General features: G+C 68.3%; 11 protein-coding genes. 8 read left to right on the top strand and 3 right to left on the bottom strand.

The window, feature by feature from the left end; genetic code table 11:
• On the top strand, positions 1-1,545 hold a 1,545-nt coding region (locus E2F49_RS08495), incomplete at its 5' end, for a YadA-like family protein (RefSeq protein WP_208004837.1).
• 154 nt (positions 1,546-1,699) lie between these two features.
• Complete coding sequence (locus E2F49_RS08490; protein ID WP_133393388.1) at positions 1,700-3,622, top strand: S8 family peptidase; 1,923 nt, start codon at positions 1,700-1,702, stop codon at positions 3,620-3,622.
• Between the two features lie 84 nt (positions 3,623-3,706).
• On the opposite strand, the gene E2F49_RS08485 is transcribed toward E2F49_RS08490, so the two are convergent.
• The 3 genes from E2F49_RS08485 to E2F49_RS08475 all read right to left on the bottom strand — a co-directional run bounded on the left by E2F49_RS08485 (position 3,707) and on the right by E2F49_RS08475 (position 7,198).
• Positions 3,707-4,861 (bottom strand): serine hydrolase, encoded by a 1,155-nt coding sequence (locus tag E2F49_RS08485; protein WP_133393387.1) that lies wholly within the window; start codon positions 4,859-4,861, stop codon positions 3,707-3,709.
• Complete coding sequence (locus E2F49_RS08480) at positions 4,858-5,886, bottom strand: serine hydrolase (RefSeq protein WP_243713518.1); 1,029 nt, start codon at positions 5,884-5,886, stop codon at positions 4,858-4,860. The genes E2F49_RS08485 and E2F49_RS08480 overlap by 4 nt, the downstream gene beginning before the upstream one ends.
• Positions 5,887-6,037: 151 nt before the next feature.
• Entirely contained in the window at positions 6,038-7,198 is a 1,161-nt protein-coding gene (locus E2F49_RS08475; RefSeq protein WP_133393385.1) for a heparan-alpha-glucosaminide N-acetyltransferase domain-containing protein, read from the bottom strand.
• A 251-nt stretch (positions 7,199-7,449) separates the two neighbouring features.
• Here E2F49_RS08475 and E2F49_RS08470 point away from each other — a divergent pair, with 251 nt between their 5' ends.
• The 6 genes from E2F49_RS08470 to E2F49_RS08445 all read left to right on the top strand — a co-directional run bounded on the left by E2F49_RS08470 (position 7,450) and on the right by E2F49_RS08445 (position 13,248).
• Positions 7,450-7,857, top strand: a complete 408-nt coding sequence (locus tag E2F49_RS08470; protein WP_133393384.1) for a hypothetical protein — start codon at positions 7,450-7,452, stop codon at positions 7,855-7,857.
• Between the two features lie 98 nt (positions 7,858-7,955).
• The gene (locus E2F49_RS08465; RefSeq protein WP_082387525.1) at positions 7,956-8,612 is read left to right on the top strand and encodes a DUF2242 domain-containing protein; all 657 of its coding nucleotides are present in this window, start codon (positions 7,956-7,958) and stop codon (positions 8,610-8,612) included.
• Positions 8,613-8,737: 125 nt separating this feature from the next.
• Entirely contained in the window at positions 8,738-10,471 is a 1,734-nt protein-coding gene (gene gspE / locus E2F49_RS08460; RefSeq protein ID WP_133393383.1) for a type II secretion system ATPase GspE, read from the top strand.
• Positions 10,471-11,121: a dihydrofolate reductase family protein gene (locus tag E2F49_RS08455; protein WP_133393382.1), complete on the top strand. Its 651-nt coding sequence runs from the start codon at positions 10,471-10,473 to the stop codon at positions 11,119-11,121. Before gspE ends, E2F49_RS08455 begins: the two co-directional genes overlap by 1 nt.
• A 2-nt stretch (positions 11,122-11,123) precedes the next feature.
• The gene (gene xpsF, locus E2F49_RS08450) at positions 11,124-12,341 is read left to right on the top strand and encodes a type II secretion system protein XpsF (RefSeq protein ID WP_055249685.1); all 1,218 of its coding nucleotides are present in this window, start codon (positions 11,124-11,126) and stop codon (positions 12,339-12,341) included.
• 31 nt (positions 12,342-12,372) lie between these two features.
• Positions 12,373-13,248, top strand: coding sequence for a hypothetical protein (locus tag E2F49_RS08445; RefSeq protein ID WP_133393381.1), 876 nt, complete (start codon positions 12,373-12,375; stop codon positions 13,246-13,248).
• Positions 13,249-13,296: the final 48 nt, after the last annotated feature.

The raw sequence follows: 13,296 nt of genomic DNA, 5'->3' as shown, positions 1-13,296 counted from the left end.
ATCGGCTCGTTCTCGGTGGCAAGCGGCGTCAACAGCGTCGCGGTCGGTGGCGGCGCGGGCCTGTTCAACCTGTTCCCGACCGAGGCCAGCGGCGACTACTCGACCGCGATCGGTGGTGCCGCGTGGGCCTCGGGCTTCAACAGCACGGCCGTGGGCAACTTCTCCACCGCCGCAGGTGACGACAGTCTTGCGCTGGGTTCGGATGCAACCGCGACGGCGGAAGGCAGCGTGGCGCTCGGCCAGGGATCGGAGGCGGACCGGGCGAATTCCGTGTCCGTCGGTAGCGTCGGCAACGAACGCCAGATCACCAACGTCGCAGCCGGCGAGCTCTCTGCAGACAGCACCGACGCGGTCAACGGTGGCCAGCTGGCCGAGACCAACACGCGCGTCGATGGTGTGGAGGACCGTCTGGGCGATGTCGAGGATGTCGCAGCCAATGCGATCTCCTACGACGATGACAATCGTTCCACGCTGACCTTCGATGGCGAGGATGGCACCCGCTTGACCAACTTGGCGAACGGTTCCATCAGTGCAGGCAGCACCGACGCCGTCACGGGCGGACAGGTGTATGGCGGGCTGCAGTCGGCAGCGGACGCACTGGGCGGCGGCGCGGCAGTCACCGCGTTCGGCACGATTTCCGCTCCCACATACGCGATCCAGGGTGGCAATTACTACTCCGTCGGCGATGCCTTTGGTGCACTGGATGCCGAGATCAGTGGTCTCAAGCAGCAGGTCGGCACGCTGGACGCCGCCGTCAATTCGGCGAACGCCGGCAAGGCGGATATGTCCGTGGCGACAGCGGCCACTGCCGAGGAAGCGTCTGCAACGGACTCGAATGCACGACGTGCAACGAGTGCCACTGCGGGCACCGAGGTGGCCGCAGGCGGTGATGAGACAGCTGCGACCGGGACGGCCGAGCAGCGCTCGGCGGCCGCCACCACGGGCGCAGCCGCGCAGGACGGCATCGCCAGCGCACAGGCCGAAGCGCCGGTCGAAGGCGCGGACACTGGCGCGCGGAGCACTGGTGTCCAGGGCACGCCCACTGCGGCGAGCGCGGGACGGGAGCGTGTGTCCGACACGACGAGCGTGACGGCGTCGGCCACGCAGGCGGCGGGTGATCTGCCTGCGTCCGGCGGCGTGACGATGGCCCAGGTGGAGGCGGCATCGGCGGAAGCACGCGCTTACGCCGACACCACCGCGACCCAGGCCGTCACCAGCGCGAATACCTACACCGACCAGCGCTTCGCCGCTTTCAACGACACGTTCGAGTCGTTCAAGGGCGACGTTGATCGCCGCTTCTACGACACCGATCGCCGGATCGACCGTCAGGGCGCGATGGGCGCGGCGATGTTGAACATGGCGACGAGTGCGGCGGGTATCCGGACCCAGAACCGGGTCGGCGTCGGCGTGGGCTTCCAGGGCGGTGAAAGCGCGTTGTCGCTGGGCTACCAGCGGGCGATCAGCGAGCGCGCCACGGTGACCTTCGGCGGTGCGTTGAGCGGTGACGAGAAGTCGGTCGGCGTCGGCGCGGGTTTCGGCTGGTAACTGACGACCGCGTTGCCTGCCGGTGCGGCAGGCGGCGCGGTGAGGCGCGAGGCGGCCGGAACCGGAAGACGGTCCGGCCTGGAGATGACACGGGAAGGCGGCATCGCCGCACGAAGTGCAATCGATCCATCCATTCTGCAGAGAGAGGGTTCCAATGAAGAAAGCCATCATCCCGTGCACGCTCGCGGTCGCGGTCGCAGCAGCACTGACCATCGGCGGCGTCGAGGCGGGCAAGACCTCGCGTTCGGCCGCCAACGTGTCGACCGACAACGTCGAAGGTCGCGTGGATGCGCGTCCCGTCCAGCGCCTGATCATCGAATACCGTGACGGCAGCAGCCAGAAGGGCAACCGCAACGCCGTGGTCGCGAACGTGCAGGGCGCCATGGTGCGCTCGGGCCTCATCCGCGGCGCGAGCAAGGCGTCGAACGTGACCTACCAGCGCAAGCTCGCCACCGGCCACGAGCTGGTCCGCCTGGCGCACGGCCTCGATCGGGTCGAAGCGGATGCACTGGTGCGCCAGATCGCTGCCGATCCGAACGTCAAGTCTGTCAGCGTGGACCGCTTCCGCCAGATCGCATCGGTGCAGCCGGCCTACGTGCCGAACGATCCCGACTTCCAGGAATACCAGTGGCACATGCGCGCGCCGGACGGCGGCGCGACCTTCGACGGCGGCCCGAACCGCGGCGGCGCGAACGTGCCGGCGGCCTGGGATCTGTCGGACGGCGAGGGCATCACGATCGCGGTGCTCGATACGGGCATCAGCGCACATCCGGACATCGACACCTCGCTGGCCGACGCAGGCTACGACTTCATCACCGACGCATTCGTGTCCGGTCGTGACACGGACGGCCGTGTACCTGGTGGCTGGGATCTGGGTGACTGGACCATCAACTACCCGGGCGCCAGCACCTGTCAGCAGCGCAACAGCTCCTGGCACGGCACGCACGTCGCAGGCAGCGCGGGTGCGCAGCTCACCGACAACGGCATCAGCATGACCGGCGTCGCCTATGGCGCGAAGCATCTGCCGGTGCGTGTGCTCGGTCACTGCGGCGGTGCGGAGGCTGACATTGTCGATGCGATCATCTGGGCGGCAGGCGGTGAGGTGGCCGGCGTGCCGACCAACCAGAATCCCGCGCAGGTCATCAACCTGAGCCTCGGCGGCTCCGGTCCGTGTTCCTCGGCCGAAGCGGATGCGATCGCGCAGGCCAACGCGCTCGGTGCGACGGTCGTGATCGCCGCGGGCAACAGCAACGGCGACGTCGCCAACTTCTCGCCCGCGAATTGCCCGGGTGCGATCGCGGTGGCCTCCAATGGCGTGACCAGCGCGCGCGCCTACTACTCGAACTACGGCGCCGGCATCGACATCTCGGCCCCGGGCGGTGGTGTGTACGCCAACGACGGCAGCGGCGGCACGCAGATCTACGACGGCTTCATCTGGCAGGCGAAGAACCCCGGCACCACCACGCCGACGCCTTCGGACGAGATCGCAGAGGACTACGCGTCCGGCTCGGCGGGCACCTCGCAGGCTTCTCCGCACGTGGCCGGCGTCGTCGCCCTGATGCAGAGCGCACGTCTGGCCGCCGAATTGCCGCTGCTGACACCGGTTGAGGTGCTCGACATCCTCAAGCAGACGGCAACGCCGTTCACCGTCACGCCAGCGGCGAACCGCCAGATCGGTCCGGGCATCGTGAACGCCGGCGCTGCCGTGCTGAAGGCGATCGAGCCGCCGTGTGAAGTCGACTGTGCGCCGCCGGCCACGCCGATCCTCAACGGCACGCCCGTGCGGTCGCTCAGCGGCGCAACCGGCAGCGAAACGCTCTACAGCATCGAAGTGCCTGCAGGCGTGACCGGTCCGCTGAGCATCACCACGAGCGGCGGCAGCGGTGACGTCTCGCTGCATGTCAGTCGTGATGAAGCGCCCGAAGCGACCGGTATGTGGAACTCCACGCGTCCGGGCAATTCGGAAACCATCCGGATCAATGCGCCGGCGGCCGGTACGTACTACATCAAGCTGGCCGGCACCCGTGCGTACGCCAACGTGATCCTGCAGGCGCGCTTCACCGCTCCGCAGAACTGAATCGAGGACCTGCTCCGCCTTCGGGCGGGGCAGGTCGAAGATTCCATGAGGGCCGATGGGCGCACCGCGCTTATCGGCCCTTTTTCATCTGGACGATCGTGTTTCAGCCGCCTTGCTTACCAGCACCGTCTCGCCCAGCGCGCGCCCCAGCCCTTGGAACGCGGTCTCCGCGTCGGCGATGTCGTCGAAATCCTCTGCACAGGCAAGAACCAGCGTCGCACCGTCACGCGCGCGTTCGGGGTCGACCACGCCGACGTTGCAGGCGCGCCGAAGCTGGGTGCCGGTCTTCTGCGCGAAATCGGTGCCCGGTGGCAGACCGGCCGAGATGCGGCGATCGCCGGTGCTGATGCCGCGCATGTGATCGAGCATCAGGCGTGTGCTGTCGGGCGACAGCAGCTCGCCGGCGGCGAGGCGGTCGAGCAGCGTCGCGAACGCGGGCAAGGTCGCGGTATTGCGATCGCTGCGGTAGTAGGCGTCGAACACGCCTTCGAGCGTGTCCGCGTCGAGATCGGTGCGCGCAACGCCGAGTTCACGGGCGAGCGCCTGCAGGCGTGCTTCGCCGGCGTCGGCATTGCGCAGCCGCACGATGGCCATGTTGTCGAGTCGCGCCACGCCCGGGTGCACCGGTCCGTAGGCGTCGTAGCGCACCTGCAGGATCGTGGTGACCGGGCCGAAGCCGCCGCCGGTCCATTCGCCGATGCGTGCGTTGAGCCGATCCTCGCCGAGCTTGCGGATCAGCATGTCGGTCGCGGTGCTGTCGCTGTCGCGCAGCGATTTCTCCAGCAGCGTGCCGATGCTGAAGCGCTCGCCGGGCTTGCGCTGCAGCATGTCGCCGGAACCGTCGACGAAATCGGTCTGCGCAAGCGTCAGCATCTCGTCGAGCGAGAGCGCACCGGCGTCGACCTGTTCGAGCACGGCGATCGCAACCGGAATCTTGATCGCCGATGACAGATACCAGGCCCGGTCGTCGCCGCGGTCCAGCGTGCCCGGCGCGGCGCCGTAGTGACGGACGTAGACACCGAAGCGTCCCGGTATCGCGTCATCCAGTGCATCGATGCGCGTGTCGAGTGCGCCGACCCAGGCCGCGTCGGTGGTCTGTGCGGCGGCGATCGCGGCACGCGCGTCGGGGTCGGATGCAGGCGATGGGGCGTCCGCGCCGCGGCAGGCGGCGAGCAGCGCGATCGCGAGCAGAATGCTCGCGTGCCGGAATGTCGTGCGCGAAGGAATGTGCGAGGTCATCGGCCGGTTGTCGGAACAGGGGGCTGTTCGAATACCGCCGATGCGGTGAGGGCCGCGCCAAGCTCACGCAGCGCGCGTTCGCTGGCCGCAGTGCCGGCGCCGCGCACGCAGGCGGCCACCACGACCTGCACCGGTGCGGCGCCACCGCGCGCCGGTACCGTCACGATGCCCGAGTCGCAGATGCGCCGGTATTGCGTACCGGTCTTGTGCGCGAAGCGTGCGCCCGTCGGCAGGCCTGCCCGGATGCGCTGCTTGCCGGTCTGCACGCGCGCCATGACGTCGAGCAGATAGCGCGTGCCTTCGGGGCCGAGCGCATCTCCGGCCTGCAGCGCGCCGAGCATATGGCCGTAGTCGCGCAGCGTGGCGCTGTTGGCATGGGTCGCGTAGTAGGACTCGAATGCGCTGTCCAGATCGGGCAGCAGAAAGTCCGACTGCGGTACGCCGAGCAGCTGCGAAAGCCTGCGCACGCGGGCCTGGCCCGCGCCGGCGCGTTGCAGTGAAAGCAGATCCTGCGAGGACAGCTGCGCGGCCGTGGGATGGAACATGCCGTAGGCAAGCCGACGCACGTCGGCCAGCGAGGTGATGCGCACATCGCGGGCGATCAGCTCCGAGGCGACCGTATTGACCTGTCCCAGCCCGACCGTGCGGATCAACACGTCGCTGGCGGTGTTGTCGCTGTGGACGATCATCTGCTCCAGCAGCCACGCGATCGTGAGCCGGTCGCCGGCGCGATGCGCGTTCGTGCCGCCGGCCCCATCGACGAAGTCGTCGGCGCGCAGCGTGACCTGGGTGTCCAGCGTCAGCCAGCCCTGTTCGATCTCGCGCAGGACCGCGATCGCGATCGGCACCTTGACGCCGGATGCGAGATACCAGACCTCGTCGGCACGGAAGCCGTACTGCGTGCCGCCATCGAGTCGCTGCACATGGACACCGAGTTCACCGGTACCCAGACGCGCGTCGATCGCGCGCACGTGATGGTCCAGTGTGGTCGTCCAGCGCGCATCGACCACGGGCGACGGCGTCACGTGGCCCGGCTGCGTCGCGGTCGCAGGTGGAACGGCGTTATCGCGTTGCGCCTGCGCTGGCGCGAGGCCAAAGACATAGACGGACACGACCGCGAAGACGAGGCAGTGCAGGCGTCTCAGCATGGGCACGGGAGCCTGCGGGCCGCGCCCTTCACTCGCGCTGAATCCGCGACTCGCGCGCCGTTCGCAGGCCGCGCTTCATGGCGCCCCACAGCCAGATCCAGGTCGCCGTGGCGATCAGCAGCAATGCGGTCAGCCACAGCGCACGCTCGTAGGTGACGGCCTGGTAGAGGCCCATCGCTTCGCGGAACACCAGGAAGATCACGCTGATGTGCACGATGAACGCCATCAGCGCGTCGCTGCCGATCACCGCGACCGGTCGCAGCCACTTCGCCAGCCACTCGCCGCCTGCGATGGCGACGGCCAGCAGCGCGAACGCGCCGCCGACACTGAAGAGCATGAACATCAGCTGCGGCGGGTGCTTGCCGGTGTTGCGCGCGATGTCGACCAGCAAGGGCCGCAGATCCCCGGCCCGCAGCAGGAACCAGGCGAACAGTGCGGCCGACAGCAACGCCAGGACGCCCGCCAGTGCCCAGCGCGTGCGCGGCGCGTGGTAGGCCTGCAACAGCACGCCGCCGATCAGCAGGCCGACGAGAATCAGCGGGCCCCGCGCGAGCTGGCCCCAGGTGTAGTAGTCGGGATGCTCGACGATCAGCGCCTGCAGCTGCGGCACGCCCCAGAAGTCGAAATGGTGCAGCAGCCACCACGAGGCGAAGGCGACCGGAACCGGACTCAACCAGCGCAGCACGGCGGGCGTCTTCGCCCACAACGGCAGCAGCCATGGAATCCACAGCAGGGCGATCGCATAGAAGCCGAGAATCTCGACGAACGACGGAAAGTCGCGATAGAGCAGGGTGTCGACGATCGCGGACGTGTCGTGTCGTCCATACATCTCCACGACCGTCAGCACCTTGTACCAGAACAGCACGAGCACGCCGCGCCACAGCAGACGGTTGCGACGCTGCGGCCAGTCCGGCGCACCGGTCTTGGGAACGAAGGCGACCGCCAGCGCGATGCCGAAGACCAGCACGAACAGCGACGAGGAGAACTTGGTGATCGCGTGGACCGGCACCTGTCCCCACGACGGGAAGTCATCGAACGGCAGCAGCGCGTTGGTGCCGTGGCTGAGGATCATCAGGCAGACCGCGAAGCCGCGGGCGAGATCGATCGCGCCGATGCGTCCGCTGCCTGGCGCTGCGCCGGCCCGGTCGTGCGCCACGCCTTGACTCGGGGTGGTGTCCGTGGTGCTCATGCCGCACCGCCGCGGTTGCGTGACGCGTGCGCCGCCACCGGTGTCCGGCGCATCAGCGGCCGGTCTCCAGGGCATCAACGCGTGCCAAGCCGTTGCGAATGTGGAAGCGCGCGAGGGCCATGTCGTGTCCATGACGTCGGGCGGTGCATTGCAGCAGCGACTGCGTGACGGAGCGGTCAGCGGAGATTCGCGGCCTCTGCCGGGTGATCTGGGATACTGTCGCGCCAGCCGACCGCGTTGATCGCCCGCCGATGTCCATTTCGTCCAAGTCCCGCCGTGATGCACGCCGTCGTACCGCGCCGCGTCGTACCGACAGCCAGACCGGCGGACCGAAGGTCCATGCGCAGCTCAAGGGGCCGGACGATCGCGTGCTCGCGGGCGCGACGTTTGCGGAAGGCGAGTGGACGCTGGTGCTGCGCGGCGAGCCGGTTGCCAGCACCGCGAGCGCGGCGATGCTGCTGGCGATGCTGCGCCACACGGCGGCCTCGCGGCACGCGCAGGGCATCGCGACGCGCCTGTCGGTCTCCAAGGCGCTCGACGCAGCCGCGAGCGCCGAGGCCGCGGCCGAGGGACGTACGCTGGCCGAGCATCTGGACTGGCTCGAAGCCGAGCGACGCACGCGCAACGACCCGCCCGCGGCCGCGCCCGTCGCGCACTGAGGTCTCGCCGTCTGCCCGATGAACCGTGCAGACGGTGTCGAAAGCCGCTGCGCGCTGCGCCGTTATCATCGCGTGCCCGCCCTGGAAACCCGCCTGCGATGCGTCCCACACTGTCCCTGCCGCGCCTGAGCGCCGTCGCCTTCGCCGTGATCGTGCTGGCCGGGTGCGGCCGCAATACGCGTGAGGACGCGCCGTTCATGGGTGAGTCCTTCGACTCGGACGAGACCTACTCGCGGACTTACGAGTTGCCGCCCGCACAGGTCTGCAGCTCCGCGCGTCTCGCGCTGCTCGGCCAGGGGTACGCCGTCGGCAAGTCCAGCGACGACGCGGTGGAAGCGACCAAGAATTTCCAGCCCGAGGACGAAGTGCACACGCAGCTGTCGGTGCGCGTGTCCTGCGTGCCGCGCGGCAACGAGCGCACGCTGCTCTTCGTCAGCGCGCTGCTGGATCGCTACGTGCTGCGCAAGAGTTCGAACTCGGCCAGCGTCGGTGTGGGCGGCATCGGCTCGTTGTCGCTGCCGGTCGGCAGTCGCGAGGATTCGCTGGTGCGCGTGGCCAGCAGCACGGTGCAGGACACCGGCTTCTATCGCCGTTTCTTCGAGCGCGTGGGCTACTACGTGCCCACGCCGAGCACCCGCGACCGCAAGCCCAGCGCGGACGAGATGCGCCGGGAGGATCCACCGCCGGCCGATCTGCAGCGCAGTGTCGAGACCGACGGCGTCGACGTGCCGTCGGATGGCGCCGCGCCGCGTTGATCCCGCGAAGCGCCGCGCCTCAGGCGCGTCCCTGATTCCGCTGTTTCCCGCTGTGGCTGTCGCCGCTGCCGGACCGTGCCGAACTGCTAAAGTCGACCGGTCCGAATCGAAGGAATGGCCAGTCCGTGAACGCGGTCCTCGAGGGTCCTGCTGCGCGTCCCGACACGCCCGAAGACCGTATCGTCGCGCGGTTGCGCGCGCTCGGCCGGCTCAAGGAGGTCGACCTGGCCCGCGCGCAGCGCCTGCACGCGGAAGCAGGCGGCAGTCTGCTGGGCTTGCTGGGGCGTCTGGGGCTGGTCTCGGAACGTGACCACGCCGAGGCCTGCGCTGCCGAACTCGAGCTGCCGCTGATCGCGGTGAAATCGGTGCCCGAGGACCCGCCCGAACTCGTCGACGGCGCGCAGCCGCTGTCGGTGCGCTTCCTGCGCCAGTTCCATCTGCTGCCCATCGGCGAGAGCCGGGGCCGCCTGCGCGTGTGGATGTCCGATCCCTACGACGCCTACGCGCTGGACGCGGTGCGGCTGGCGACCGGCTGCGACATCGCGCCGACCGTCGGCCTGCGCTCGGAAATCGACGACCTGATCGAGCGCTGGCACGGCCAGGGCCGCAGCGCGATGGGTACGATCATCGAATCGGCCGACGGCGAGGGCGGCGGCGACGTCGACGACGTCGAGCACCTGCGCGATCTCGCGTCCGAAGCGCCGGTGATCCGCCTGGTGAATCTGGTGATCCAGCGCGCCGTCGAGCTGCGCGCGTCCGATATCCACATCGAACCGTTCGAGAACCGGCTCAAGGTGCGCTACCGCGTCGACGGCGTGCTGATCGACGGCGAGAGTCCGCCGGTGAATCTCACGGCCGCGGTGATCAGCCGCATCAAGATCATGGCGCGGCTCAACATCGCCGAGCGGCGCCTGCCGCAGGACGGCCGCATCATGCTGCGCGTGCAGGGCAAGGAGCTCGACCTGCGCGTGAGCACCGTGCCCACCGCGCACGGCGAGAGCGTGGTCATGCGACTGCTCGACCGCGAGACGGTGGTCTTCGATTTCTACCGGCTGGGCTTCACCGACGAATTCCTGCCGCAGTTCAACAAGGTGCTCGACCAGCCGCACGGCATCCTGCTGGTCACCGGTCCCACCGGTTCGGGCAAGACGACGACGCTCTACACCGCGCTGTCGCAGCTCAATACGCCGGACGTGAAGATCATCACCGTCGAGGATCCGGTCGAGTACCAGATCGAAGGCATCAACCAGATCCAGGCCAAGCCGCAGATCGGGCTCGATTTCTCGCATGCGCTGCGCTCGATCGTGCGTCAGGACCCGGACGTGATCATGATCGGCGAAATGCGCGACCTGGAGACCGCGCGCATCGCGATCCAGTCGGCGCTGACCGGCCACCTCGTGCTCAGCACGCTGCATACGAACAACGCCGCCGGCGGCATCACGCGCATGCTCGACATGGGCGTCGAGGATTACCTGCTGACCTCGACGATCAACGGCATCCTCGCCCAGCGCCTGGTGCGCAGACTCGAGCCCACGCATGCGGTGCGTTATGCCGCATCGCCGGAAGAGATCGCGCGCTTCGAGCTGCGGCGCTTCCAGCCCGAGGGCGAGATATTCCTGTATCGCCCGGGCGCGTCCGCCATTGCGCCGACCGGCTATCTCGGCCGCACCACGATCGTCGAATTCCTGGTCATGAACGACGCCCTGCGCCGCGCGGTGATGCGCCACGCCGGCATGGGAGAACTCGAACAGCTGGCCCGCGAGTCGGGCATGCGCACGATGTACGAGGACGGCATCCTCAAGGCGCTGCGCGGCGAGACGACGATCGAGGAAGTGCTGCGGGTGACGGAGGACGCGTGATGGGCAAGGTGCGCGTCGACAGTTTCGCGGTGTCCATCGACGGCTTCGCCGCCGGCGCGGGCCAGTCGCTCGATGCGCCGCTCGGCGCGGGCGGCACGGCCCTGCACGACTGGTTCCGTCCCACCCGGACCTTCCAGCGCAACGTGCTCGGCAACGCGGAGGGCGAGTCCGGCGTGGATGACGATTTCGCGGCGCGTGGGTTCGACGGCGTCGGCGCGTGGATCCTCGGCCGGAACATGTTCAGTCCCTCGCGCGGCGCCTGGCCCGACGACGGATGGCGCGGCTGGTGGGGCGACGAGCCGCCGTACCACTGCGAGGTGTTCGTGCTCACGCATCACGCGAGACCGCCGCTGGCGATGGCAGGCGGCACCACATTCCACTTCGTCACCGAAGGTCACCAGGCGGCACTGACGCTGGCCCGGCAGGCAGCGGGCAGCGCCGACGTGCGGATCGGGGGCGGCGCCACGACCGTGCGCCAGTACCTGCAGTCCGGCCTGATCGACAGCCTGCATCTCGCCGTCGCGCCGGTGTTGCTCGGTCAGGGCGAATCGCTGTTCGCAGGACTGGATCTGCCAGCGCTCGGGTATCAGGCGAAACGTGGTGTGCCTGGCGCGCGCGCCTTGCACGTGCTGATCGAACGGACGGGCTGAGCGTGCCTCTCTACCGCTACAAAGCCCTCAACACCCGCGGCGAAGTCCTCGACGGCACCATGGAGGCCGGCAGCGAGGCCGAGGTCGCACTGCGTCTGCAGGAACAGGGCCATCTGCCGGTCGAGGCGCGGCCGGCGAGCGAGGCCCGCGCGGTCGAGGACTGGAAGGCGCTATTCAAGCCCAAGCCGTTTTCCGGGCAACGCCTGGTGCAGTTCACCCAGCAGCTCGCGACCCTGCTCAATGCCGGTCAGCCGCTCGACCGCGCGCTGACGATCCTGCTCGACCTGCCCGAAGAACCCGAGGCCAAGCGCACGATCACCGAGCTGCGCGATGCGGTGCGCGGCGGCGTGTCGCTGTCGACCGCGCTCGAGCGCCAGCACGGCACGTTCTCGCGGCTGTACGTGAACATGGTGCGCGCGGGCGAAGCGGGCGGCAGTCTCGAAGACACGCTGCAGCGCCTGGCCGACTACCTGGAAAGCGCGCGCGTGCTGCGCGGGCGCGTCATCAACGCATTGATCTATCCGGCGATCCTGATCGTCATGGTCGGCGCGTCATTGCTGTTCCTGCTCGGCTACGTGGTGCCGCAGTTCGCGGCGATGTACGAGAGCCTCGACGCCGAGCTGCCGGTGTTCACGCAGATCGTGCTCGGTCTGGGCGAGTTCGTCCGGGACTGGTGGATCCTGCTGGTCGTCGTACCCGCGATCGCGGCCTACGCCTTCGTACTGAAGCTGCGCGACGCCCGCTTCCGCCTGCGTTTCGACGGCTGGCTGCTGCAGCGCAAGATCGTCGGGCCATTGGTGGCACGCATCGAGACCGCGCGACTCGCACGAACGCTCGGGACCTTGTTGCGCAACGGCGTGCCGTTGATCTCGGCACTCGGCATCGGCCGCAAGGTGCTCGGCAATCTGGCGCTGTCGGCCGATGTCGAGGCCGCCGAGAGCGAGGTCAAGAACGGTGTGGGTCTGTCGACCGCGCTGGGCCGCGGCAAGCGCTTTCCCAAGCTGGCCATCCAGATGATCCAGGTCGGCGAGGAATCGGGCGCGCTCGACGCGATGCTGCTGCGCACCGCCGACACCTTCGACCAGCAGACCGGCACCGCGCTCGACCGCATGCTCGCCGCGCTGGTGCCGGCGATCACGATGCTGCTCGCACTGGTGGTGATGGTGGTGATCCTGGCGGTGCTGGTGCCGATCTACGACCTGACCAGCGTCATCGGGTGATCTTGGAGGGGATTTGTTCAAGGATGGGCGAATGCGAAGCTTGAAGATTGGTTGTCTGGTGGCCGGCATGCTGGCAATCCCGCTGTCCGCGTGCCGGCCGGCTGCGACGTCAGACGCGTCCGAGAATGACAACGCCATACCGACGGCATACAGCGCGGTCGAGGTGGCGCGGAGGCCGACTTCCCGCGCGGGCCACGAAGAGTCAATGCTGTGGCGAGCGAGTCGCTACGAGCAGCTGCAGACCGCTGCGAGAAGGTCCGGCGCCTCGTTCGGCGTTCTCATTGCCGCGTCCTCCGCGACCGATGTGTGCATCACCGATACCTACGGGATCCAGAGTGCTCTTAACGCGCAGCGCAACGATGCTGCGTTCAGTCGGTCGCTTGCTGACATCCGCACCTTCCAGGCGCGATTCTGTCCCGATCCGCGGCCGCTTGAAGGACACGCTGAAGAAAGTGCGGAAATGCGGCGTCGGGTTGTCTCAGGTGATGCGGAGGCCCGGTTGGTCAGCACATTGCTGGAAGTCGATCCGGAGATGGGAGTCGAGGATCGTGCCGAGCTCCGTCGCGCCGCAGAGGTCATGAGCAAGAAGGCTGACAGTCCCGCACTCTACGAAAGCATACAGATCATTCTGCTCGATGAGCGATTCTTCGATCCTGCCCAGGTCGCCGATCGACCATTTGGAATGAATCACGATACCCTGCGTGACGCGTGGGAGCACGCCGTGGTTCTGGCAAGTTGCGAGCGCTTCCAGCACTGCGGGCCAGGGTCGTTGATGGTGTATCGGCTCTGCATTCCGCAACACTGCCGTCCCGGGTTAGACGTGAAGCGTTACGTCAGGGACCGCCTGTCCGCCGATGCGTACGCGGAAGCGCAGCGCCGCGCGAAGTATCTGCTGGCGCAGTTCTGAGCGGGGTGCGTTCTCGGGTGTCACGCGTACAATCGGCTGAATTCCGCC

Origin of the sequence: Luteimonas terrae (assembly GCF_004358165.1) — a bacterium.
GTDB lineage: Bacteria > Pseudomonadota > Gammaproteobacteria > Xanthomonadales > Xanthomonadaceae > Luteimonas > Luteimonas terrae.
The sequence above is the reverse complement of the archived record's forward strand: the minus strand, read 5'-3'. Positions and strand labels throughout refer to the sequence as shown.